Here is a 25,747-nt window from a genome sequence, read left to right as displayed (position 1 = left end):
CAAAGAAAAAAGCTGCCGATTTTTTAACTGGCAGCTTTTTTCGATGCTTCTATTCGCAGATAATTATGCAGTTGCGTTTCTGCTTTGAAGCACGTGTTATTACTAGAAACTTCATTAACGAGTAATAACATTGAAGAAGTTAAGAACTATCTTTATGATACACCAACTTTTCAGCGACAATCGATCAATTTTTGTATGAAAAATGTAGTAAAATGCAAGTTAAAAGTTAAGAAAAATGCGTACAAATAAGAAAAAGCCGAGCTCTCGATAAGCTCGGCTTTCTTGTATCTCGGAAGGATTCAAATAAACAGAAATGATTGTAACTTTCCATCATACATGCAAAGCACGGTGTTGAATTTCTTCATGTTAAACAAAAATTTTGTTTTCGTTACATCTTCAACATTTGAAACATCTCTTGTTCCTATTCAATTTTCAGACGTTTACGTTATTCAATTGTTACGTATCGCATTACTTCTTGTTTCGGATACTTCGTGATCCAAACATCCATACGCATTCACTATTTATAGTTTTGTACTCTACACGCATGTCTGGGTGAAACCTGTACTTCTAACAACTTTGTTTGCTTACACTGTTCTATCGAGAAATTCTTCTGTTTATTTGATGGTATCCTCCTTCCTTACATCTATATAATAGCATCTTTTGGTAGCGTTTGCAAATGTAAGTGCTTTGGATTTTATACTTTCTTAACAAATAATCAATAGGCCCTTTGTTTGAAGTAATTAAAAAAAGGATGTTATAGTAAAATTAGTACCTTTTTTTGTACGAAGATTTTAAAGGAGGAATAGGATGGAAGAATACAAGCAGACAATAGAAGAAGTAAGGAAGGTAACGGAAGCAGATCCAGATACTGGGTTGTCTTCACAAGAAGTGGATGAACGACGAAAAAAGCAGGGATTGAATAAATTCGATGAGGCACCAAAAGAATCAATGATCAAAAAATTCTTTCGAAGCTTGTCGGATTTTACAACGATCATCCTTCTTATAGCAGCGGTGATTTCCTTTTATACTGCATTTGCTACAGAGCATGGAGATTTATTTGAAGGACTGCTCATCATCGCTATCGTTGTGATCAACTCGGTATTGTCAATCGTCCAAGAAGGAAACGCAGAAAAAGCACTGGAATCCTTGCAAGATATGAATAAACAAACGGCAACTGTCATACGTGACGGCAAAGTGACCACTGTTGAGTCAGAGCAACTGGTGGTTGGGGATATTCTTGTTTTAGAGTCCGGTGATGCTATTTCTGCCGATGCCCGTTTGATCGAAGCATCCCAATTACGTGTAGAAGAATCGGCGTTGACTGGAGAAAGTGAAGCAGTCGAAAAAGATGCAGCATTCGTCGCAAAAGAAGATGAGTCATTAGGTGACCAACTTAATATGGTATTTAAAGGGTGTACGGTTGCTGCAGGTCGTGGGAAAGCCATCGTCACGGCTATTGGTATGGCTACTGAAATGGGTAAGATCGCGGATCTTTTGAACGAAAACACCATGCAAAAGACACCTTTACAGGTCCGGTTGAATCAGCTAGGCAAACGAATCAGTATGATCGCTTTAGCGGCTGCGGCTTTAGTATTTGTGATTGGTGAATTACAAGGAGAACCACTCCTTGAAATGTTCATGACTTCGATTTCCTTGGCTGTTGCAGCTGTACCGGAAACCTTGACTGTTATTGTTACGTTGACACTTGCATACGGTGTGCAGAAGATGGCGAGGAAACATGCGATTATCCGGCAGCTACCAGCAGTAGAGACGCTAGGAACCGCTAATGTTATCTGCTCAGACAAAACAGGAACGCTGACACAAAATGAAATGCGCGTCCGCCGAGTCTGGAGCAAAGACGATGAAGTAACGAATATCGAAGACTCAATGACGAACAGCGCGATGGAAATATTGAAAATGGCTGCATTATGTACAGATGTGACGGTCGAACAAGAAGACGATGATCTTGTTATCAAAGGTAATCCGACAGAAGTAGCCATCGTTAGGGCTGTTGAAGAGAATTATCATACAAAAGCAGAATTAGAAGAAAAATATCCACGAGTAAACGAGCTTCCTTTTGATTCTGAACGAAAAATGATGACAACAGTTCACCAAATGGGCGAAAAATACATCTCAATCACCAAAGGAGCATTCGATGTTCTTGCTCCGCGCTTTAGTTCAGGCGATGTAGAACAAGCAGCAATCGTTAATGATCGTTTCGGTAAACGGGCACTGAGAGTGATTGCTGTTGGTTATGCTACTTATGACGAAGAACCGCAAGATATTTCTTCTGAAGCGTTGGAAAAAGACTTACGTTTGATTGGTCTGATCGGAATGATCGATCCGCCGCGTCCAGAAAGTAAAGGAGCAATCAAGCGAGCGAAAAAGGCCGGCATCAAAACAGTCATGATCACTGGAGATCATGTGGTAACTGCCAGTGCCATAGCGAAAGAATTAGGTATCTTGAATGATCCGTCAGAAGCACTCTCAGGATCAGAACTGCATCAATTATCAGACGAGGAATTAGATGCGCGTGTCAAATCTCTCTCTGTCTATGCTCGGGTAACGCCAGAAGATAAGATCCGAATCGTCAAATCTTGGCAACGTACGGGTGCAGTCGTAGCGATGACTGGTGATGGCGTGAATGATGCACCAGCGTTGAAAGCAAGTAATGTCGGATGTGCCATGGGGATCACAGGTACAGATGTGGCGCAAAGTGCCGCAGATATGATTCTGACGGATGACAACTTTGCGACGATCGTCGATGCTGTCAGTCAAGGACGCTCGGTTTATCAGAATATTCGTAAAGCAATCAACTTTTTGCTAAGTTGCAATATTTCGGAGATCTTTATTGTTTTGATTGCGATGCTGTTAGGCTGGGGAGCGCCATTCACAGCTGTACAACTACTGTTTGTCAATGTAGTTGCCGATGGACTTCCAGGATTTGCATTAGGAAGAGAACCAGCAGAACACGGCATCATGGATCAGCCACCTATTCCGAAAAACGAAGGAATCTTTGCTCGAGGCTTATTGCAAAAAATCGCCATAAACGCAGGGGTCTTTACCATCGTGACACTGTTTGGTTATTATTTAGGTAGTTATGTCGATACCATCAGTCCATGGGTAGACGCAAGTCAGCATGTCGGTCAAACAGTTGCATTCTTGATCTTAGCTTATTCATCAATTTTGCATGTGTTCAATGTACGCAGCAGTCAATCGATCTTCAAAGTCAATTTAGCAACGAATAAAGCGTTGTTTGAAATGGCGTTACTGGCATTAGCTATTACAACAGCTGTTGCTTTGCTGCCGTTTACGCAAGAACTATTCGGCCTAGTACACATCAGTTTGAATCACTGGTTCTTGGTAGGGATTTTGTCTATCGTACCAATCGCGGTCAATGAACTGATCAAGTTCCACCGATTGCCGGAAGCAGAAGAAGAGGAATGATCAACTGTTTCTAAGTTGATTTTCTTTTTACTGGAACTATACAAAAAGGAGGTGTGACATGAATGTTGTCACACCTCCTTTTTTGCTAATAGGCTGAATATTTCTTTTACTGCCTCTCGATAAACGGTGTTCTCCTGCCAACCCCTCGGTCACAAGTCACACTCTCTTTTAAATATCTTTCGGCAATTGTTCATAAAATGCTGCTTTTGTTGCAGAAATGTATGGGCTGAGCCATAGATAACCGATACCAGCAGTTGCTAATGCTAAGATATGCCAGCCGATAAATGAAAGATCTAACCAGAAAAGTTTTCCTTTGTAACCATCCATCAATTTTCGACTTGCGGTGATCGTATCCAGTACTTTAGGCGTTTGACCTGTTTCTTGGACGATATCATAATAGATAAAATAGCTTTGAGAATAAGAATAGCTTTTAATGATTCCAGGAATAACTAATAGCAAACCCCATAATGTTGTAAAGATTGAAATCAACACAGCTAAACCGATCACTCCGCCGATAAACAAACCTTTGAATCCACGAAATGCATCTTTGAATGGTTCAATCTGATCTTTTTGACCACGTAAAACATCAAGATAAGTCCAAGAAATACCACTCATGAACAAAGCGCTGATAATGCTAGAAATAATTCCACCACCGCCTCCTGAACTACCGCTTCCTGATGCCATCGCATCTGAGACGTTCGCTGAGCCATCATATGTGGCAATAGCAAACAAGATAATAGGAATCATAATAAGAAGAATAGCAACAATACCAATCAATGTAGGGATTAGATTTAATAAAACAGCTTGACCCCACCGACCTTTTAAACTCTCTTTTGCTTGGCGTTTTAATTCTGCAGAAGATTGCATGATTTTACCCTCCTTTCTTTCATAAAACCAATATACCATGTATCAAAAAATATTTCTGTCATAATGTTTATTTCTTTTTTGTTATTCATGAAAAAAAATAAAAAAAAGAATATTAAATAAAGTAGAAGGAAGCCGAGGGAACTTGCAAAAAGCACTTGAAACGATTATGATGGTGGGAGTTGTCAAGATATTTTATATAGAAAGTAGGGAAATGAATGACGCAACCTGCCATTCGCTATCGTTTAATCAAGAAAGAAAAACATACTGGCGCGCGTTTAGGGGAATTGATCACGCCGCACGGAACTTTTCCCACACCAATGTTCATGCCAGTAGGAACATTAGCTACAGTAAAAACAATGTCCCCAGAAGAGTTGAAAGAAATGGGTGCTGGCGTTATTTTAAGTAATACATATCATTTATGGCTACGCCCTGGTGAAGACTTAGTAGAAGAAGCTGGCGGACTGCATAAATTTATGAACTGGGATCAACCGATTTTAACAGATTCAGGCGGCTTTCAAGTTTTTTCATTAAGTGATATGCGGAATATCGAAGAAGAAGGCGTGCATTTCAAAAACCACTTGAATGGTTCGCGTATGTTTTTATCACCAGAAAAAGCAATCAACATCCAAAATAAATTGGGCTCTGATATTATGATGAGTTTTGACGAATGTCCACCATTCGATGAAAGTTACGACTACGTGAAAAAATCAGTAGAACGTACGTCTCGATGGGCAGAACGAGGATTGAAAGCTCATGCTAACCCAGACCGTCAAGGATTATTTGGAATCATTCAAGGCGCAGGATTTGAAGATCTTCGTCGTCAAAGCGCGAAAGATCTAGTCGGCATGGATTTCCCTGGTTACTCAATCGGCGGGTTATCTGTCGGGGAACCTAAATCAGAAATGAACCGTGTATTAGAATTCACTACACCGTTGATCCCCGAAAACAAACCACGTTACTTAATGGGGGTCGGTGCTGCTGATTCATTGATCGATGGTGTTATCCGTGGAGTAGACATGTTTGACTGTGTCTTGCCTACTCGAATCGCTCGAAATGGCACATGTATGACTTCTCAAGGCCGTCTAGTAGTGAAAAATGCGAAATATGCCCATGATTTCCGTCCAATTGATGAGAAATGTGATTGTTACACATGTAAAAACTATACACGTGCATATATCCGCCATTTGATCAAATGTGATGAAACATTTGGCATTCGTTTGACTTCTTACCATAATTTATACTTCTTGTTGAATCTAATGAAACAAGTGCGTCAAGCAATCATGGATGATAATTTGCTTGAATTTAGAGAAGCCTTTTTTGAAGAATACGGGTTCAATAAAGAAAACGCAAAAAGTTTCTAAAGGAAAATCTTTTAAAAATTAAGTAAAAAACTAGTGTTAGCAGCATTTTTCTGCTAAAGTGTTTTTTGTAGATACAGAATTAGTGAGGTGAAAAAAATGGGATCATTACCAATGCTTGTGATGTTTATCGCGCTATTAGCAATGTGGTTTTTTATGTCACGTTCGCAAAAGAAACAACAGCAAGAACGTCAAAACTTGTTAGATAGCATGAAACCAGGTGATTCAGTCGTAACAATCGGCGGATTACACGGAGTTGTTTCAGAAATCGACAATGATAAACGGACAGTCGTTATAGACTGCGAAGGGATCTTCCTTGAGTACGATCGTGCAGCAATCAAAACGGTCAAACCAGGAACTGTCGTAACAAATGATGCAACGACTACTGTTGAAACAACAGAAGAACCAGCTGAGACAGTTGAAGTAAAAACTGAAACAACAGAAACGCTGGAAGAGACAGAAGAGAAGAAAGAAAAATAAGTATCAAAGCTTATTTAAAGATGAGGTAGGGCAGAAAGGTGTCCTACCTCATTTTTTATTCAAAAAAGAAAGAGATAAGAGCACAGGATACATTGCTCAATATTGAATAATCGAGTGTGTCATATAAATAATAATAAATAACTTTATATATTTTTCCATGTAAACACTTATAAATAAAGGGATTTTATATTTAAAAATAACTGTGAAAAAAATCACAAAAAAGTGTTTACATAGAAAAACAAATATTGTATGATATACATGTGAATGATTTAACAAATAACCATGACCCATTAGGAGGATAATGATGGCTAAAGTAATGGAAAAAGAAAAAACGAAGACAATTGACGTACAAGCAATGATTGATGGTTTGGCAGAAAAAGCAAATGTAGCATTGAAAGAAATGGAAAGCTTTGATCAAGAAAAAGTGGACCATATCGTGCATGAAATGGCAATGGCAGCTTTAGATCAACATATGCCATTAGCAAAAATGGCTGTGGAAGAAACAGGTCGCGGTGTTTACGAAGATAAAGCAATCAAAAATATGTATGCGTCCGAATATATTTGGCATAATATCAAACATGATAAAACAGTTGGTGTAATCAATGAAGATGTCCAAAAGGGATTGATTGAAATTGCTGAACCAGTCGGTGTGGTTTGCGGAGTAACTCCAACAACGAATCCGACTTCCACAACGATTTTCAAATCAATGATCGCGTTGAAAACAAGAAATCCAATCGTTTTTGCTTTCCATCCAAGTGCCCAAAAATCTTCTGCAGAAGCAGCACGAGTGGTACGTGATGCTGCTATCGCTGCCGGAGCTCCTGAAAATTGTATCCAATGGATCGAACATCCATCGATCGAAGCGACTTCTATGCTAATGAACCATCCAGGTATCGCGATCGTCTTAGCGACAGGTGGAGCTGGAATGGTCAAGTCTGCTTACTCTACAGGAAAACCAGCTTTAGGTGTAGGTCCAGGTAACGTACCAGCTTATATTGAAAAAACAGCAAAAATCAAACGTGCAGTGAACGATTTGATCGTTTCGAAAACATTTGATAATGGGATGATCTGTGCTTCTGAACAAGCTGTGATCGTGGACAAAGAAATCTACGCAGCAGTAAAAGCAGAATTCCAAGCACACCAAGTTTATATCGTAAAACCAGATGAATTGCAAAAATTGGAAGATGCAGTGATGAACGAAGGGAAATATGCGGTCAATCCATCAATCGTTGGACATTCTGCGATGGAAATCGCTAATTTGGCAGGAATCAGTGTACCAAAAGGAACGAAAATGCTGATTGCTGAATTGGAAGGCGTAGGACCAGATTATCCGCTTTCAAGAGAAAAACTTTCTCCAGTTCTTGCCATGATCAAAGCTAACAACACGGACCATGCGTTTGATTTGTGTGAAGGTATGTTGAATCTTGGAGGATTAGGACATACAGCAGTTATCCATTCAGAAAACGAAGAGTTGCATGTCAAATTCGGTCTTCGAATGAAAGCTTGTCGTATTTTAGTGAATACACCATCTGCAGAAGGCGGCATCGGTGATATCTATAACGAAATGATTCCGTCATTGACTTTGGGATGCGGTTCTTATGGTAAGAACTCTGTTTCTCGTAACGTCTCTGCTGTAAACTTAATCAATGTCAAAACTGTAGCGAAACGGAGAAATAACATGCAATGGTTCAAATTACCGCCAAAAATCTTCTTTGAAAAGAATTCTCTATTGTACTTAGAGAAAATGGAAAATGTTGAACGTGTCATGATCGTTTGTGACCCAGGTATGGTCCAATTCGGTTACTGCGATACAGTTCGTGAAGTATTGGCACGACGCAAAAATGATGTGAAGATCGAAGTCTTCTCAGAGGTTGAACCGAACCCATCGACAAATACCGTATACGCAGGAACGAAATTGATGGCAGACTTCAAGCCAGATACAGTGATCGCTCTTGGAGGCGGTTCTGCAATGGACGCGGCTAAGGGAATGTGGATGTTCTATGAACACCCAGACACATCTTTCTTCGGTGCAAAACAAAAATTCTTGGATATCCGTAAACGGACATACAAGATCGATAAACCAGAAAAGACACAATTCGTATGTATCCCGACAACATCAGGGACTGGTTCTGAAGTAACACCATTTGCGGTCATCACTGACAGTGAAACACATGTGAAATATCCGTTGGCAGATTATGCATTGACACCGGATGTCGCAATCGTCGATCCTCAATTCGTTATGTCAGTTCCAGCATCTGTCACAGCAGATACAGGAATGGATGTGTTGACGCATGCAATTGAATCTTATGTTTCAGTCATGGCTTCAGATTATACACGTGGGTTGAGTCTGCAAGCGATCAAGTTAGTCTTTGACTATTTAGAAAAATCAGTGAAAACACCTGATATGGAATCACGTGAAAAAATGCACAACGCTTCTACAATGGCTGGTATGGCGTTTGCTAACGCATTCCTAGGTATTTGTCACTCAGTCGCACATAAAATCGGTGGGGAATACGGGATCCCTCATGGGCGGACAAATGCGATTCTTTTACCGCATATTATCCGCTACAATGCAAAAGATCCACAAAAACATGCGATGTTCCCTAAATATGACTATTTCCGTGCAGATACAGATTACGCAGATATTGCAAAATTCTTAGGTCTGAAAGGCGAAACAACAGAGGAATTAGTCGAAGCTTTAGCAACTGCTGTTTATGAATTAGGAAAATCTGTCGGCATCAACATGAGTCTAAAAGCTCAAGGAGTCACACAAGAAACACTAGATACTACCGTAGACCGTATGGCTGAATTAGCTTACGAAGACCAATGTACGACAGCTAATCCGAAAGAACCATTGATCTCTGAATTGAAACAAATCATCATTGATGCTTACAATGGATAAGCAAAAGAAAGCATAGAAAAGAGATAAAAAAATAGATGAAAAAGAACTTGGAAAACGTTGTTTCTCCAAGTTCTTTTTTTGTTTTCTAAGTATTTGAAAGTTACTTTTGTTATTTAACGTTTAGGTCAATTTTAGACAGTTTTTGTTCAAAAAGCGATATTTATAGTGAACGGTATTACTGCTATATTAAGGATATAAAAATGAAAGCGTTTAAAAAAGGTGGCATAAAGATGATTATTAAAGAAGAGATTTTTGTACCTAAAGAATTAGTGAAAGAAAAAATTGACCTGCTCGTTGAAAACCTGACAACGATCAAAGACGATAACGGTGAATTTTTATTGGACTTTGATGGATTGAAAGTAGATGACAAAAGCTGGACAGTATGGAATTGGCCACAAGGTGTCGGATTATACGGTATTTATAAAAATTACCAGATGACAAAAAATCCTCGCGCTTATCAAGTAGTCAATGAATGGTTTGAAGATCGGATGGAAGAAGGCGCTCCGCCAAAAAACGTCAATACGATGGCCCCGTTGTTGACGATGGCTTACTTGTATGAAGACACGAAAGATTCACGCTATTTGCCTTATTTAGAACAATGGGCAGAATGGGTCATGAATGACATGCCTCGGACAAATGAAGAGGGGTTGCAACATGCCACATATGGACCGGAAAATAAGAATCAGCTGTGGGATGATACATTGATGATGACAGTGCTTCCTTTGGCAAAAATCGGAAAACTGTTGAATCGCCCAGAATATTTAGAAGAAGCACGTTACCAGTTTATGATCCACATCAAATACTTGATGGATAAACGGACAGGGTTGTGGTATCACGGCTGGACGTTTGAAGGAAATCATAACTACGCCGAAGCATTTTGGGCTCGTGGAAACTGCTGGTTGACGATTGCTATTCCAGAAATCATCGAGATCTTAGAACTATCGAAAGAAGATGCATTGCGCAAATTGTTGATTGAAACACTTGAAGCACAAGTGCGCGCATTAAAAACTTATCAATCTGAAAGCGGTTTATGGCATACGTTGTTAGATGATCCTTCTTCTTATGTGGAATCTTCTGCAACTGCAGGATTTGCTTACGGTATTTTGAAAGCGGTCCATAAACGTTATTTGCCGCAAGAATATAAAGAAGTCGCTTATCGTGCTATCCAAGGATTGCTTGAACAAATCGATGAAAAAGGAGAAGTCCAAAACGTTTCAATCGGGACAGGAATGGGGGATAGTTTAGATTTTTATCGGAATATCGGAATCACAGCAATGCCTTATGGACAGTCGTTAACGGTGCTTTGTTTGACAGAATTGCTCGTCTCTTATTGTTAAAAGAAAGGAAACCCATATGAAAAAAACATCACTGCTGTTTGCAGCAAGTTCGCTTAGCCTAGGTCTGCTAGGTCTAAGCGGCTGCGGAAATAATTCTAGTGTGGCAACTGTCGCAGATGCAGACGTAAATGAGACAGTTACCTTGCGCTTTGCTTATGCAAGCAACAGCCAGCCGGTAATTGATGCAATGAATGAATTTGGGCGTTTAGTAAAAGAAAAAACAGACGGTTCCGTACAGATCCAGTATTTTCCAGATGGACAACTGGGTGGAGAACGGGAACTAATCGAGTTGACACAGTCAGGAGCAGTAGATTTCACAAAAGTAAGTGCCTCAGCATTGGAAAGTTTTTCTAAAGATTATTCGATTTTTTCAGTCCCTTATCTATTCAATGATGAAGAACATTTCTTTAAGGTGATGGATAACGAAGAAATAATGGAACCAATCTACCAATCAACCAAAGATTTAGGGTTTACCGGATTGACCTATTATGATTCTGGTCAACGCAGTTTTTATATGGTAGACGGTCCAATCCATACACCGGAAGATTTGAAGGGAAAGAAAATCCGTGTGATGCAAAGCGAAACAGCTATTAAAATGGTCGAGCTTTTAGGCGGTTCGCCAGTCCCCATGGGAAGTGATGAGGTATACACTTCTCTTCAATCCAATTTGATCAACGGATCAGAAAACAATGAGTTTGTCTTGTATACAGCTGGACATGGCGGGGTAGCTAAATACTATTCTTATGATGAGCATACACGTGTGCCCGATATCATCATCATGAATGATGCTATCAAAGAACAGCTAACTGCTGAACAGGAAAAAGCGATTGAAGAAGCAGCAAAAGAATCGACGGTTTTTGAAATCGAAGCTTTTGCCAGAGCAATTGAAGAAGAGAAAGCTTTAGCACAAGAAGAACATGGAGTTCAATTCAATGATGTAGATAATACACCGTTTCGAGAGGCAGTCGCACCGCTTCATAATACATTCAAAAATGATCCTGCCTACAAAGACCTTTATCAAAAGATCCAAGAGCAAGGAGCGTAGCTGTGATGAAAGTGATTTTAAATAAGGTGTTAGAGATCCTAGGAGCTGTTTTGCTTGTTGGGATGGTCGCTGTCGTTTTATGGCAAGTATTTTCCAGAACGGTTTTAGGAAATCCGAATACGGTGACAGAAGAGCTTGTTCGATTCGGACTTGTCTGGTTTGCCATGTTGTCTTCCGCGTATGTTGTGGGACAAAAAGCACATCTAGCCGTAACGGTTTTAAGTGAAAAATTATCTGGTAAAAAAAGTAAAATTTTAGAAGTCGTTGTTCAAAGTTTGTTTCTGGTATTTGCTGCGATGATCATGGTGTATGGCGGATGGAATGCTGTCACGTTGACAATGGGGCAGATCTCGCCTTCTTTAAGCATTCCGATGGGGTACGTCTATTTGTCAGTACCTGTCTCAGGGATACTCATCATTATCTATAGTCTGATCAATCTAATCGATACATTAAGCAACAAGCCAGCAATTCAAGAAAAAATATAAAAATGGAGGAATAAAATGGCAATAGAAGCCGGATTAGTGTTATTTTTTGTATTTGTCGTGTTGCTTGTATTAGGGATGCCGATTGCTATAAGTATTGCGTTCTCATCAATGATGACTTTATTGTTAGTTATACCGTTTGATGTTTCTGCTTTTAGTTCAGCTCAAAAAATGGTGGGAAGTATCAACAGTTTTTCGCTCATCGCTATTCCGTTTTTCGTTCTTTCGGGTATTATCATGAATAATGGAGGGATAGCCAAGAAACTAGTGGATTTTGCGATGTTGTTTGTCGGACGCGTACCGGGGGCTTTGGCTCATACGAATGTGTTAGGGAATGCTTTATTTGGTTCCATCTCTAGCTCGGCCATTGCCGCTTCTACCGCGATTGGCGGAGTCTTGATCCCTCAGCAAGTGGAAGAAGGATATGACCGGAAGTTTGCGACAGCGGTCAATATCGCGTCAGCTCCGACAGGTATGGTCATTCCTCCAAGTACTGCTTTTATCATGTATTCACTTGTTGCTGGTGGTGCTTCGATTTCGGCTTTATTTATGGGAGGGTATCTCGTAGGGGCTTTGTGGGCACTAGGAATCATGCTAGTAGCATTCATCGTTGCTAAAAAGAATAAATACCCTGTTGTCGAAAAAGGACAGATGGCTCATGCTGGAAAAATAATAAAAGAGGCGATTCCTAGCCTTCTATTGATTGTCATCATTATCGGGGGTATCTTGACGGGGATATTTACAGCAGTAGAAGCTTCAGCGATAGCTGTCATTTACTCCCTGTTGATTGCTATGTTTTACTATAAAACGGTAAAACTAAAAGATATACCTAATATGTTGTTTCAATCAGTAGCAATGTCAGGGACGATCATGTTCTTATTAGCTACTTCTTCCATGATGTCTTTCGCCATGGCGTTTACCGGTATTCCTCAGGCAATTAGTTCGTTGATTATGGGGGTAACGGATAATAAGCTAGTGATTCTGTTATTAGTCAATCTTGTGTTATTACTTGTGGGTATGTTTATGGATGTAGCGCCTGCTATTTTGATTTTTACACCAATATTTTTACCGATCGTCACAAGTGTAGGGGTTGATCCTGTACATTATGGATTGTTTTCAATCATGAATCTGTGTGTAGGCTCAATTACACCTCCTGTAGGTACAGGGTTATATGTCGGTGCAAGTGTAGGAGGCGTAAAAGCAGAAGCCATGCTGAAACCACTTCTTCCGTTTTATGGGATTATCCTAGTCGTCTTGTTTTTGATTACCTATTTCCCGCAAATCGTCATGTGGCTACCCAATATGCTGAGTTAGGAGAATAATTATGTTGAACATTACAATTAGAGGACATGATCTTTCCCAAGTCCAAACGATAGAAGATCTTGCAGAAAAAACAAAAGAACAAGGGATCCATACACTGCAGCTCGCCTTAGGTCTTTCGTTTCCTGAAATGTCTTCTGGCGCAAACGAAATCAATTCTGGGATGGGAAATTATGTCAAACGTGTCTTAGAAAAGCAAGAAGTGTCCGTAGGAATTTTAAGTTGCTATATCAATATGATTCATCCAGATTTAACGATACGAGAAGAGTTGCTGACAAAGTTCGAGCAGTATCTTCGCTATGCTTCTTCCTTTGGTGCGTCAATGGTTGCTTCGGAAACGGGATGTGTTTTGCCGGAAATCCAATATACGGAAGAAAATTTCACAGATGAAGCATTTGCTGAAGCAGTGTACGTTATCCGTCGCTTGGTAAAAGCTGGAGAAAAATACCAAATGATGGTGGGGATAGAACCAGGTTTGAATCATCCGGTGTATTCTTTAGAAAGAGTAGAGCAGCTGATCCAAGCAGTGGATTCGGACTATCTAGGAATCATTTTAGATCCGACAAATTTGATTACAAGTACTGATTATCAAGGACAAGTCCAATTGGTAGAAGAAGCTTTTGAGCGTTTTGGTAAAAAGATATGTGCGGTTCATTTGAAAGATTTTCGCGTCGAACAGGAAAAAATCGTGCCGGTAAATTTGGGAGACGGTGTGATCGAGTACACAAAAATCAAAGAAATCATCAAGAAGAACCGTCCGTATCTGTATGTGGTTCTTGAAGAAACAAAAGATGATGGGATTCGTTATGGAAGAAGTCTTCTTGAATAATGTAAAGAAGACATTGATTAACTAATATTTAGAATGGAGGGGGCGGGGCTAGAAGATGTCACGTCTCTTCTTTTTTATAAGAGTATATAAAAGCAGCTCTTTTTGATTGCAAAAAACGTGATATAATATAATTGTGCACAACTGAACAAAGGAGGTGCAGCACATGCTTCAAAAGAAAATAAGCGGTGAGCAAGTCAATACGATGGTTTCTGATCAGTATGAAATCTATCATGTCAAAGATGTCGTTAGCCAAAATAAAACAATCTACCATCACCATGATTTCTATGAAATCCATGCTACATTAAAGGGCGAAGCGACTTTTTATTTGAACGGACGGCAATTTACGATCAAAGCAGGAAGTGTGCTGCTCATCCATTCCAACGATTTGCATCGTATCGTCCGCCAGTCTTCAGATGTATTTGAGCGTGTCTATATCTTTGTTACCCCTTCTTTTCTGGGAAGTCGTTCCACGCCATGGTCTAATCTATCGGCTTGTTTTCAACCAATGGGAGAGAAAAGGAGTCGTGTATTGCAAGTCGAACAGGAAGTATTGAAGCAAAAATTATCATTTATCGACCACCCTCCTGATAAAAAAATTTACGGTGAAGACATAAAATATGAACAAGCTCTGGTAGAATACTTGATTTTTCTCAATCAAGTAGTACAAAAAGAAGAGAGTGCGCAAGAACAGAATGCTGTAGTTCCAAATGAGCGTGTGGAACAAATGTTACAATATATCTCAAAAAATTTATCTCATCCGCTTTCTTTAGAGGAAATGGAGAAGCAATTTTTTGTCAGCAAATACCATATCACCCGAGAATTCAAAAAGTACACTGGATTTACGTTTCATCAGTATGTAATGAAGAAAAAGCTGATCTATGCCAAGCACTTGTTGCGAGAGTACCGTAGTTCTAGTGCTGTATATAGTAAAAGTGGTTTTTCATCTTATCCGCATTTTCTGAAAGCATTCAAGAGAGAGTTTGGTATAACGCCTAAAGAATTTTTGAAACGCGATACACAAAACCAGCTTATTCATTATGAACATTTTGAAGATGAACAATGAGAATAACCACCCCAAAATAACCGAAGTAGCTGCTGTTGTTTATATAGAAGCAGAAACTGCGGTTATTTTATTATTCTACTATATCTTTTAAAAAAAGTGCGTACATATTATATGAATCAGCTAAATTTACGAAAATCTCTCGGTGATAATCCAGTTTTTGCTTTGAACAAGCGACTAAAATAAGCAAAATTCTCGATTCCGATTTCTTCGGAAATCATTCGAATAGTAAATTCTGTATACCGAAGAAGGTCTTTAGCGTAAGAGAGTTTTTTGCTGATTAAATAATCGATTGGCGGAGAACCGATGAATTTGGAAAAATCTTTGCTCAGCTGATATTTATTCAGTAAAAATTGCTGTTCTAATTGATCAAGTGTGATCGTTTCTTTGAAGTGTTCGTCCAAGTATTGCTTAAGCTTATAAACGTAAGGGGGAATATCTTCTTCTTCGAAATCCAGCTGATACTTCTGCAAAATCAGTTCATTCAACAGCTCGTGGATAGCTACAGAGGACTGGAAATCGGTACGGGCATTCGCACCTTGCTGCATGTGGATCAATTCTGTGATCAGATGATGGATCTTGTTTTCTAATGGATCACCTGTCGAATGGAAGGTGTTATGGCCGTCTTTTGTGAATTCTTGATAAAATGATTGGACGCTCTGACCATTCAAATGGATCCAATCCATTTCCCATGGTTCTTCGCTAATCGTTTGATAACGCTGATATTCTTGGCAGTCAATAAAAAAGAGGTCTCCAGCTTTTAGCTGGTGCTGATTATCTTTATATGTAAGCAAACCCTCGCCAGACAAAGTAAATTTTATCAAATAAGAAGGTAAATGTGCTCGTTCAGTATAGTAAGGGACCGGCGCTTTAAAGTAACCGATTTCTTGGATATAAAAAAATAAATTCCTACTTCTTTGCGTAGGTGTCAAGATCACTCTTTTTGAGTCTTCCGACCATGAGTGATTGGCTTTTTCCCAGTAATCCATGTAAACACTCCCAACTTGTCAAGATAATGCAATTATATACCAAAATAGTGTGAAGCAAAATATAAGTTTATGTAATATGATAGCATTGTTAATAAATGATAACGCTTTATTAAGGAAGTGTTAATCAACAATAAAGTAAAAGAGGTGGAGAAATGAATCCGACATTTGTTGCCATCGATATCGGTGCGTCAAGCGGACGACTAATGAAAAGTACGAGAAATGATGAAGGTTCTTTAGTCTTGGAAGAAGTACACCGATTCAAGAACGGCTTTCGGAAAAAAGACGGTCATGACCGCTGGAAGATCGATTATCTTATCGAAGAGATTTTGATTGGATTTGAAAAATTAAAGAAAACAGGGATCGATCGCTGTTTTGCAGGGATCGATACATGGGCAGTCGATTACTGTTTGATTGACAAACAAGGGGAACGGCTGAATGATCCGATCGCTTATCGGGACGATCGTACCGATGAAGCAGTAAAACAGTTTTCTGAAAGCTATTCTCTAGATAAGTTGTATGAGCAAACAGGGATTCAGATTCAACCTTTCAATACCTTATTCCAATTGTTTGTCGAAGAAAAAGACCATTTGGCAAAAGCACATAAATTGTTATTGATTCCTGATTATTTAGGCTACGTCTTTACTGGCAATATGGTGACGGAGAAAACCAATGCGTCTACTATGCAGCTGCTGAATGCAGGGACAAAAGAGTGGGAAACAGAACTTCTTGAAAAAGTTGGTGTTTCGAAGGGATTATTTCCTCCATTGACAGAGCCGGGAACGATACTGGGAGATTTGCAAAAAGAAAAATTCTCAAAATATGATTTGCCAGATGTGACCTTTATCACAGTAGCAAGTCATGATACGGCGTCAGCTGTATTAGGCACACCAGGGCAAGGAGAACAGTGGGGCTATATCAGCAGTGGGACATGGTCGCTTTTAGGGATGGAAACAAAGATCGTCAATGTTTCTCGCGCCGCTTTTTCTGAGAATTACACGAATGAATGGGGCGCTCATAATACGGTGCGTTTCTTGAAAAATATCATGGGGATGTGGTTGATCCAGGAAGTTGCTCGAATGCAGGAGTACGAATACAGTTACGCGGAATTGGCAGAACTTGCTGCAAAAGAAAAGCCACTGCAACAAGTGATGGAAATCAATGACCCTCGATTTTTGAATCCTAAAAATATGATAGAAGAGATTCAGCAATACTGTTTTGAAACAGAGCAGCCAGTCCCTGTTTCACCGGGAGCTCTCGCTCGTTGTGTGTATGATAATCTTGCTCTTTGTTACGCACAAGAGCTGATCAAAGTAGAACACTTGACTGGAACGAAATTGGAAAAACTGCACATCGTAGGGGGCGGATCGAATAATCGCTTACTGAATCAATTGACAGCAGATTATGCCGGAATCATTGTAGAAGCAGGTCCTAGTGAAGCCACAGCAATCGGGAATGTAGCGATGCAAATGCTCAGTACAGGTCAGTTTTCGAATATAGAACAAGCAAGAAATGTAATCAAACAGTCGTTTCCATGTGAAACTTTTTACCCAGATGAAAATAAGCAAAATACGATGGAATGGTACGTGAATAAAATCAAAGGAGTAATCGTATGAACACGATTGAAAGAAATTACGAACAAGCAAAAGAAAGATATGCAACTATCGGTGTAGATACAGATGCTGTACTAGAAAAGATGCAAGATATCAAAATTTCTATGCATTGCTGGCAAGGAGACGATGTCAAAGGTTTCTTGACACCGGATGGCGAATTGACTGGTGGAATCATGGCAACAGGAAATTTCCCAGGAGCTGCACGGACACCCGAAGAGCTTAGACAAGATTTGGAGAAGGCATATTCGTTGATACCGGGCAAACATAAGTTGAATCTTCATGCTATCTATTTGGACACAGAAGAAGCGGTCGATCTCAATGAGATTGAGCCGAAGCATTTTGAGAAATGGGTAGAGTGGGCAAAAAAAGAAAAGATCGGTCTTGATTTCAACCCCACTTTCTTTTCGCATCCAATGATGAAAGACGGCTTTACATTAGCTCACCCAGATAAAGAAGTTCGTGAATACTGGATCGAACACGGGAAAAGAAGCCGTAAAATCGCAGAATACTTTGGAAAAGAAACTGGACAAACATGTATCAATAACTTTTGGGTACCTGATGGGATGAAAGACAATCCAATCGACCGTTTTACCCCACGGAAACGTTTGATGGAATCGCTCGATGAAATTTTTACAGAAGAGCTAGATGAAGGGTATGTACAAGATGCAGTAGAAAGCAAACTATTTGGTTTAGGCGCTGAAGCTTATACAGTCGGTTCCCATGAATTTTATATGGGTTACGGGTTGACTCGTGACAAACTTGTTTGTCTAGATGCTGGACATTTTCATCCAACAGAAGTGATTTCCAATAAATTGTCTTCCTTAGCTTTATTCAGCAAAGGAATCATGTTGCACGTTTCTCGTCCAGTTCGTTGGGATTCAGATCATGTCGTTTTGATGGATGATGAATTGCAGGAAATTGCTAAAGAATTAGTCCGTAACGAATTACTGGAAAAAACGAATATCGGTCTGGATTTCTTTGATGCAACGATCAATCGTATCGCTGCTTGGGTCATTGGTACGAGAAATACACAAAAAGCATTGATGAAAGCTATGCTGGAACCAGTTGAGCGATTGAAAGAAATGGAGCTGGCTTTCGACTTTACTTCAAGAATGGCTTACACGGAAGAATTGAAAGATTTTCCGTATGCCGATGTATGGAATTATTTCTGTTACAAAAATCAAGTTCCAGTTGGTTTGGATTGGCTGGAAGAAGTCCAAGAATATCAAAAAGACGTGTTGGGATTAAGAAAATAGGAGTGTGGCTATATTGAAAAAAATAGATATTTTACAAGCGCCTTATGTGAAAGAAATGATTGAAACGACATCGAATCTTTATCGCTTGGGATGGGATGAACGAAATGGCGGGAATATTTCTTATTTACTCAAAGAAGAAGAAATCACACCGTTCTTGGATCCTGAAAAAGTGACCCGCCGCATCTCGATGATTTTTGATGCCAGCCGTTTAGCAGGATGCTATTTTATTGTAACTGGTTCAGGAAGATATTTTAAAAATGTAGCGAGCGAACCTGCCGAAAACCTTGGAATCGTTCGAGTTGCCGAGGATGGCAAAACATTAGAGCTTTTGTGGGGGTTAGAAAATGACTGCCTTCCTACAAGCGAGTTGCCAAGTCATTTTATGAGTCATATCGCCCGTTTAGAAGTAGACCCAGATAATCGGATCGTTATGCATTGCCATGCTAGCCATTTATTAGCGATGAGCTTTACGCATGAATTAGACGAACGTTCCTTTAGTCGTACGCTGTGGCAAATGTGCACGGAATGCTTAGTTGTTTTTCCAGAAGGGATTTCCATCATTCCGTGGATGGTTCCAGGAACAAATGAGATTGGGGAAGCAACAGCTGAAAAAATGAAAGAAACTCGATTGGTTTTATGGCCGCAACATGGAATCTACGGGTCAGGAAAAGACATGGATGAAGTCTTTGGTTTGATCGAGACAGCAGAAAAGGCAGCAGAAGTCTATACGTACGTCAAAGCGCAAGGACCAATCTTGCAAACAATCACAGATGAGAATTTGTGGCGCTTAGCAGATGCGTTTGGTGTTACTCCGAAAGCAGGTTATTTGGAGGAAGTTCATACGAAAGCAGGTGTCTGACATGGTGAAAAAAGCCTTTTGCATGAAAGTTTACCCAGAAAAACAAGAAGAATACAAAAAAAGACATGATGAACTTTGGCCAGAGATGCGCACAGCGCTTCGTGAACATGGGGTCATCGACTATTCGATCTATCTTGATCCGAGTACAAGTTTATTATTTGGTTACTTAGTGGTCGAGGATGAAGAGATATGGGGGAAAATGGCAAATACACCGATCAATCAAAAATGGTGGAAATACATGGAAGATATCATGGAAACAAATCCAGATGCCTCCCCAGTCAGCCGTGAATTGACGCCAGTCTTTGAACTGTAGCAACAAGCAACTGGGCAACCGGTTGCTTGAAGTTCTTTCATTTTTATTGTGAAAAATAATACAAATCAGGAGGAATAGAAAATGAGTAATCGAATGATTTTAAATGAAACATCGTATTTTGGAAAAGGAGCGATTGAGTCAATCGTTCCCGAATTTCAGCAGCGAGGATTCAGCAAAGCAGCTGTCATTACTGATAAAGGATTGATCGAACATGGCATAGCGACAAAAGTAACAGAGCTTTTGGATAATGCAGGAATCGATTATGTTTTATACGACGGGATCGTACCTAACCCAACGATCCAAAACGTAAAAGACGGAGTAGCTTTTGTTAAAGAGGCAGAAGCAGACTGTTTGATCGCAATCGGTGGGGGGTCGCCAATCGATACGGCAAAAGCCATTGGGATTATTTTGACGAATCCAGAGTTTTCAGATGTCATCAGCTTAGAAGGTGTGGCTGATACAAAAAATCCATGTTTACCTATCTTAGCTGTACCAACGACTTCTGGGACAGCAGCTGAGGTAACGATCAACTACGTCATCACAGATGAAGCAAATCACCGGAAATTCGTCTGTGTCGATCCACATGATATCCCAATCGTTGCGTTCATCGACAGTGACATGATGATGGGAATGCCGAAAAAATTGGCTGCATCAACAGGGATGGATGCTATGACACATGCTATCGAAGGGTTGATCACAAAAGGCGCTTGGGAAATGACTGATATGCTGCATTTGAAAGCAATTGAAATCATTGGTCATTCTTTGGAAGCTTCTGTAGAGGGTGATCAAAATGGACGAGAAAAAATGGCATTAGGACAATATATTGCAGGAATGGGCTTCTCAAATGTAGGTTTAGGACTGGTGCATGGGATGGCTCATCCGTTAAGTGCATGGTACAACATCCCACATGGTGTAGCGTGTGCAGCGCTCTTGCCAACGATCATGAAATATAACAAAGAATATACTGGAGAAAAATACCGTGAAATCGCTCTTGTACTAGGAATCAAAGGAGCAGCTGAAATGTCTTTAGAAGATGTAAGAGATGCAGCTTGCGGTGAGATCGATCGATTGAGCAAAGCGGTTGGAATCCCAGCGATCATTTCTGAGTTAGGTGTAAAAGAAGCGGATATCCCAGCAATTGCAGAAGATGCTTTGCGAGATGTATGTACACCAGGAAATCCAAGAGAAACGACAGTAGAAGAAATCATTGCTTTATATCAAAGCTTGATGTAAAAACGAAGCGGATCTTTAACTTTGAGTTGCCTATAAAGAGAAATAGCAGTTTGTATTCGGTTATCTCTTTTAAATTGATGGTATTTCCGCTATAATTTTTCTTATAAAGAAATAGGAGAATATTATATGGAAAATAAAAAACCTTATGGAACTGTATTGATCAAAGCTTCTAAAATACTAGACTATTTAGCAGAAAATCCAGACATCTCTTTGCAGACAATCGCAAAGGGTGTGGGAATGACTTCTTCTACAGTCTTGAAAATACTAGATACTTTACTGATGATCGGCTACGTAAATAAAAATTCAGAGAAAAATTATCGTTTAGGTGCAAAGCTTATTCGCTACGCGAATAAAAACATTGAACAAATCGATTTGGTAGAACTGACTTTACCGTTTTTAGAACAGTTGCAGCAAAAGATCGATGAGACTATCCACTTAGGGGTATTGGACAACAATGAAATCTTGTATGTGAACAAACTAGATCCAAAACATCAAACGATCCGTATGTCTTCAAAAATCGGAATCACCCGACCATTATACAATTCTGCGATGGGTAAAGCCGTATTAGCAGAATTCAGTGAAGAGCAGTACACTGATTATCTTGAAAAACATCCGTTGGTTCCTTACACAGAGTATACGATTACCAATGCCTTGCGTTTGAAAAAGGAAATCCAAACGGTAAAAGAAACCCACGTTGCATTTGACGATGAAGAAATCGAACGTGATATTTTTTGTATAGGAGCCTCAATCGTGAAAAACGAACAAATCATTGGTGCATTTAGTGTAAGTATGCCGAAATATCGTTTAACAGATGAGACAAAAGAACAAATAATCAGTGCCCTCAAGCAAACAAAAAGTGAAATCGAGCAAAGAATTCAAAAATAATGAAAAAAGCGTTTGCATTTTTTCTTTTCTGCCGTATAATATGGGTATAGATTTCCAAGTTATAAAATAAAATTTCTAAATAGGAAATAGGTGGAGAAGATGAAAAAAATTGATGTTTTATCTCGATTGAAAAACGCCGGAGTGATTGCGGTCGTACGCGGAAAAAGTAAAGAAGAAGCTTTGAATGCTTGTCACGCAATCATCAAAGGTGGGCTAACTGGCATTGAGTTGACTTTTACAGTCCCTCAAGCGGATCAAGTAATCAAAGAACTTTTGTCATTCTACAAAGACCAACCAGAAATAGTGATTGGCGCAGGCACAGTATTAGACGCTGTCACAGCTCGCTTGGCTATCTTAGCTGGCGCAGAGTATATTGTTAGCCCTTCCTTTGATCAAGAAACGGCAGAGATGTGCAATCTGTATCAAATTCCTTACTTACCAGGATGTATGACGATTACCGAGATCAAAACAGCGCTGAAAAGCGGGGTAGATATCGTTAAACTATTTCCTGGAAGCGCTTATGGACCAAGTATCATTTCTGCCTTCAAGGCACCGATGCCTCAAGTCAATATCATGCCAACTGGTGGTGTGAGCCTGGACAATATGAAAGAGTGGTTCGATGCGGGTGTCGTAACAGTCGGAGTAGGTGGGAACCTTTTAGCACCTGCAGCTACAGGAGATTTTGACAAAGTAACGGAAGTCGCGCAACAGTATGCAGCAAAAATGAAAGAAATCAAGAGGTAACTGCTTATGGGAAAAGTAGTGACACTCGGAGAAATCATGTTGCGATTGTCCACAGAACAGGGAACCCGTATCGATTCAAGTGAACGATTCGCTGCCCATTATGGCGGAGGGGAAGCAAACGTAGCAATTTCTTTAGCTAATTACGGACATGAAGCGGTTTTTGCTACCAAAGTACCTGATAACGCGTTGGGAAAAGCAGTCAAAAAGCACTTGCAATGTTATGGAGTAGATACGAAACAGGTATTATCTGGCGGGCCAAGACTAGGTACTTATTATATGGAAACTGGTAGTGGCGAACGCGCCGCCTCAGTGATCTATGATCGTGCCGGATCAAGCTTTGCTGAAATGGATCATTTGGAATGGTCGTTAGAGGAGTTATTCCAAGGAATAGATATATTTCATGTTTCAGGAATCACCCCAGCTTTGTCTAAAAAATGGCAAAAAATGACGAAACAAGTGATAGAAGCTGCAAAAAAAGCCGGCTGTCTGATCAGCTTCGATATCAACTATCGCGGGAAATTATGGACACAGCAAGAAGCCAGCGAAGTAATCCATCAGCTTTTACCTTTAGTAGATATCTGTTCAGCTGGAAAAATGGATGCTCTTTATTTGTTAGGTATCGAGAAAGCGCCAGAAGCAGAAGAACAACCTCTCATTTATTATTATCAAAAAATGCAGGAAAAGTTCCCGAATATCCAAGTGTTTTATTCGACCAAACGTACCGTTCATTCAGCAAGTGAAAATGAATTGAAGGGGACATTGTGGATGAACCATGAATATGTGGAATCCCAAGTCCATAGAATCACCCCAATCGTGGATCGAGTAGGTGGCGGAGATGCTTTTGCAGGTGGCGTGCTCCATGGGATTTTATCCAATATGCCCCCGCAAGAAATCATTGATTTTGCTACGGCAGCTTCTGCCTTGAAGCATACGATCCACGGGGACTGCAACCAATTCAGTCAAGAAGAAGTCGCACAATTTTTAGCATGCGGCTCTGGAAAAATCATTCGATAGAAGGAGTAGAAGAAAATGCAAGAAATGGAAACACGTTATACACACAGTCCAGAAGATATCCGTCATTATTCAACGGAACAATTGAGAAAAGAGTTTTTAGTAGAAAAGGTATTTGAACCAGGAAAAATCAGTTTGACTTATACACACAACGATCGAATGATCTTTGGTGGCGTGACACCTACTGAAAAAGAATTAGAAATCACATTAGACAAAGAACTAGGTGTTGATTACTTCTTAGAACGTCGTGAACTAGGTGTGATCAATATCGGTGGACCAGGATTCATCGAGATCGATGGGCAAAAAGAAGAAATGAAAAAACAAGACGGCTATTATATCGGAAAAGAAACACGACATGTCGTATTTTCTTCTCAAGATGCTGAAAACCCAGCTAAATTCTATATTAGTTCTGTTCCAGCTCATCATAAATATCCAAATGTAAAAATCAGTATCGACCAAGTAAAACCAATGGAAACTGGTGAAGGTCTGACATTGAATGAACGTAAAATCTATCAATACATCCATCCAAATGTATGCGAAAGCTGTCAATTACAAATGGGTTATACGATTTTAGAACCAGGAAGTGCTTGGAATACGATGCCTTGTCACACACATGAACGTCGTATGGAAGCGTATGTCTACTTTGATTATGCCAATGAAGATACACGTGTGTTCCACATGATGGGCAAACCAGATGAAACAAAACATTTAGTCGTAGACAATGAACAAGCTATTATTTCACCAAGCTGGTCGATCCATTCAGGTGTAGGTACAAGCAATTACTCATTCATCTGGGCAATGTGCGGAGAAAACATCACCTATACAGACATGGATATGGTGCAAATGGATCAATTAAAATAAGCATAAGGGAGAGAAAATGATGGAATTTAATATGGATATGTTTCGTTTAGATGGAAAAGTAGCATTAGTCACCGGTGCCGTCTATGGTATTGGATTTGAGATTGCACGCTCTTTAGCTACAGCAGGAGCAAAAATCGTATTTAATAACTTGAATCAAGAATCAGTTGATGAAGGTATAGCGCATTATAAAGAAGCGGGCATCGATGCAAAAGGTTATGTCTGCGATGTAACCGATGAAGAAGCGGTTCAAGCAATGGTTCAGCAAATCAAAGAAGATGTAGGTTCAGTTGATATTTTAGTCAATAATGCAGGGATCATCAAACGGACACCGATGATCGAAATGGATGCGGCTGACTTCCGTCAAGTGATCGACGTGGATTTAAATGCTCCATTTATCGTTTCAAAAGCAGTTATTCCAGATATGATCGAAAAAGGCGGCGGTAAAATCATCAATATCTGTTCCATGATGAGTGAATTAGGACGCGAAACAGTCAGTGCTTATGCTGCGGCAAAAGGCGGATTAAAAATGCTGACGAAAAACATCGCTTCTGAATACGGTCAATACAATATCCAATGTAATGGAATTGGACCAGGTTATATTGCTACACCGCAAACTGCTCCATTACGCGAAACACAAGAAAACGGTGAACGTCATCCATTCGATCAATTTATCGTTGGACGTACGCCAGCAGCACGTTGGGGTGAGCCAATCGATTTGGCTGGGCCATCTGTCTTCTTGGCTTCTAGCGCATCGGATTTCGTTAACGGCCATGTCTTGTATGTAGACGGCGGCATACTTGCCTATATCGGAAAACAACCTTAAACGAGGTTTAGTACACTGTTTAGTGGAGAGGTTATG

The 25,747-nt window shown here is 39.9% G+C and carries 22 protein-coding genes; 20 read left to right on the top strand and 2 right to left on the bottom strand.

Translation table 11 applies throughout. The annotated features are described in order from the left end of the window. Positions 1-807 precede the first annotated feature (807 nt). A complete protein-coding gene (locus HMPREF2988_RS09980) occupies positions 808-3,447 on the top strand; it encodes a cation-translocating P-type ATPase (protein ID WP_070770578.1) in 2,640 nt (879 codons plus the stop codon). Between the two features lie 168 nt (positions 3,448-3,615). On the opposite strand, the gene HMPREF2988_RS09975 is transcribed toward HMPREF2988_RS09980, so the two are convergent. Then, entirely contained in the window at positions 3,616-4,314 is a 699-nt protein-coding gene (locus HMPREF2988_RS09975; RefSeq protein ID WP_002293400.1) for a DUF975 family protein, read from the bottom strand. A 215-nt stretch (positions 4,315-4,529) separates the two neighbouring features. Here HMPREF2988_RS09975 and tgt point away from each other — a divergent pair, with 215 nt between their 5' ends. From tgt to HMPREF2988_RS09930, 9 genes are all read left to right on the top strand, one after another. After that, on the top strand, positions 4,530-5,675 hold the full coding sequence (gene tgt / locus HMPREF2988_RS09970; protein ID WP_002294183.1) for a tRNA guanosine(34) transglycosylase Tgt: 1,146 nt from the start codon (positions 4,530-4,532) through the stop codon (positions 5,673-5,675). 96 nt (positions 5,676-5,771) lie between these two features. Beyond that, positions 5,772-6,152 carry a preprotein translocase subunit YajC gene (gene yajC / locus HMPREF2988_RS09965; RefSeq protein WP_002293398.1) on the top strand — a complete coding sequence of 127 codons (381 nt, stop codon included), beginning with the start codon at positions 5,772-5,774 and terminating at the stop codon, positions 6,150-6,152. 304 nt (positions 6,153-6,456) lie between these two features. Further along, positions 6,457-9,054 (top strand): bifunctional acetaldehyde-CoA/alcohol dehydrogenase, encoded by a 2,598-nt coding sequence (gene adhE, locus HMPREF2988_RS09960; RefSeq protein ID WP_002341075.1) that lies wholly within the window; start codon positions 6,457-6,459, stop codon positions 9,052-9,054. 230 nt (positions 9,055-9,284) lie between these two features. Continuing rightward, on the top strand, positions 9,285-10,391 hold the full coding sequence (locus tag HMPREF2988_RS09955; RefSeq protein ID WP_002309738.1) for a beta-galactosidase BglB: 1,107 nt from the start codon (positions 9,285-9,287) through the stop codon (positions 10,389-10,391). Between the two features lie 16 nt (positions 10,392-10,407). Next, positions 10,408-11,436, top strand: a complete 1,029-nt coding sequence (locus tag HMPREF2988_RS09950) for a TRAP transporter substrate-binding protein (protein WP_070770577.1) — start codon at positions 10,408-10,410, stop codon at positions 11,434-11,436. Positions 11,437-11,441: 5 nt separating this feature from the next. Further along, positions 11,442-11,921 carry a TRAP transporter small permease gene (locus HMPREF2988_RS09945; protein ID WP_002329716.1) on the top strand — a complete coding sequence of 160 codons (480 nt, stop codon included), beginning with the start codon at positions 11,442-11,444 and terminating at the stop codon, positions 11,919-11,921. 15 nt (positions 11,922-11,936) lie between these two features. Then, a complete protein-coding gene (locus HMPREF2988_RS09940) occupies positions 11,937-13,232 on the top strand; it encodes a TRAP transporter large permease (RefSeq protein WP_002329715.1) in 1,296 nt (431 codons plus the stop codon). Positions 13,233-13,242: 10 nt separating this feature from the next. Further along, a complete protein-coding gene (locus HMPREF2988_RS09935) occupies positions 13,243-14,067 on the top strand; it encodes a sugar phosphate isomerase/epimerase family protein (RefSeq protein ID WP_070770576.1) in 825 nt (274 codons plus the stop codon). A gap of 163 nt (positions 14,068-14,230) precedes the next feature. Then, positions 14,231-15,130, top strand: a complete 900-nt coding sequence (locus HMPREF2988_RS09930; RefSeq protein WP_002293388.1) for an AraC family transcriptional regulator — start codon at positions 14,231-14,233, stop codon at positions 15,128-15,130. Positions 15,131-15,246: 116 nt separating this feature from the next. Here the strand turns inward: HMPREF2988_RS09930 and HMPREF2988_RS09925 are convergent, their stop codons facing one another. Then, on the bottom strand, positions 15,247-16,116 hold the full coding sequence (locus tag HMPREF2988_RS09925) for a helix-turn-helix domain-containing protein (RefSeq protein WP_070770575.1): 870 nt from the start codon (positions 16,114-16,116) through the stop codon (positions 15,247-15,249). A gap of 152 nt (positions 16,117-16,268) precedes the next feature. On the opposite strand from HMPREF2988_RS09925, the gene rhaB reads away from it, so the two are divergent. The 10 genes from rhaB (at position 16,269) to HMPREF2988_RS09875 (ending at position 25,711) form a co-directional block, all read left to right on the top strand. After that, the gene (gene rhaB, locus HMPREF2988_RS09920; protein ID WP_070770574.1) at positions 16,269-17,729 is read left to right on the top strand and encodes a rhamnulokinase; all 1,461 of its coding nucleotides are present in this window, start codon (positions 16,269-16,271) and stop codon (positions 17,727-17,729) included. After that, the gene (gene rhaA, locus HMPREF2988_RS09915) at positions 17,726-18,982 is read left to right on the top strand and encodes an L-rhamnose isomerase (RefSeq protein WP_070770573.1); all 1,257 of its coding nucleotides are present in this window, start codon (positions 17,726-17,728) and stop codon (positions 18,980-18,982) included. Before rhaB ends, rhaA begins: the two co-directional genes overlap by 4 nt. Before the next feature lie 13 nt (positions 18,983-18,995). Beyond that, positions 18,996-19,841, top strand: a complete 846-nt coding sequence (gene rhaD, locus HMPREF2988_RS09910; RefSeq protein WP_002293380.1) for a rhamnulose-1-phosphate aldolase — start codon at positions 18,996-18,998, stop codon at positions 19,839-19,841. A 1-nt stretch (position 19,842) separates the two neighbouring features. Beyond that, positions 19,843-20,154 carry an L-rhamnose mutarotase gene (gene rhaM / locus HMPREF2988_RS09905; RefSeq protein WP_002315598.1) on the top strand — a complete coding sequence of 104 codons (312 nt, stop codon included), beginning with the start codon at positions 19,843-19,845 and terminating at the stop codon, positions 20,152-20,154. An 81-nt stretch (positions 20,155-20,235) separates the two neighbouring features. Then, complete coding sequence (gene fucO, locus HMPREF2988_RS09900) at positions 20,236-21,387, top strand: lactaldehyde reductase (RefSeq protein ID WP_070770572.1); 1,152 nt, start codon at positions 20,236-20,238, stop codon at positions 21,385-21,387. A 126-nt stretch (positions 21,388-21,513) separates the two neighbouring features. Continuing rightward, positions 21,514-22,272, top strand: a complete 759-nt coding sequence (locus HMPREF2988_RS09895) for an IclR family transcriptional regulator (protein WP_070770571.1) — start codon at positions 21,514-21,516, stop codon at positions 22,270-22,272. 99 nt (positions 22,273-22,371) lie between these two features. After that, a complete protein-coding gene (locus tag HMPREF2988_RS09890; protein WP_070770570.1) occupies positions 22,372-23,016 on the top strand; it encodes a bifunctional 4-hydroxy-2-oxoglutarate aldolase/2-dehydro-3-deoxy-phosphogluconate aldolase in 645 nt (214 codons plus the stop codon). Positions 23,017-23,022: 6 nt separating this feature from the next. Further along, positions 23,023-24,030, top strand: a complete 1,008-nt coding sequence (locus HMPREF2988_RS09885) for a sugar kinase (RefSeq protein ID WP_070770569.1) — start codon at positions 23,023-23,025, stop codon at positions 24,028-24,030. Positions 24,031-24,045: 15 nt separating this feature from the next. After that, positions 24,046-24,888, top strand: a complete 843-nt coding sequence (kduI, locus tag HMPREF2988_RS09880; RefSeq protein ID WP_002288239.1) for a 5-dehydro-4-deoxy-D-glucuronate isomerase — start codon at positions 24,046-24,048, stop codon at positions 24,886-24,888. Between the two features lie 19 nt (positions 24,889-24,907). Continuing rightward, positions 24,908-25,711, top strand: a complete 804-nt coding sequence (locus tag HMPREF2988_RS09875; RefSeq protein ID WP_002320630.1) for a gluconate 5-dehydrogenase — start codon at positions 24,908-24,910, stop codon at positions 25,709-25,711. Positions 25,712-25,747: the final 36 nt, after the last annotated feature.

This window comes from Enterococcus sp. HMSC061C05 (genome assembly GCF_001814765.1).
In the GTDB taxonomy this organism is placed as follows: Bacteria; Bacillota; Bacilli; order Lactobacillales; family Enterococcaceae; genus Enterococcus_B; species Enterococcus_B lactis.
This window is presented reverse-complemented; position numbering and strand designations above follow the sequence as displayed.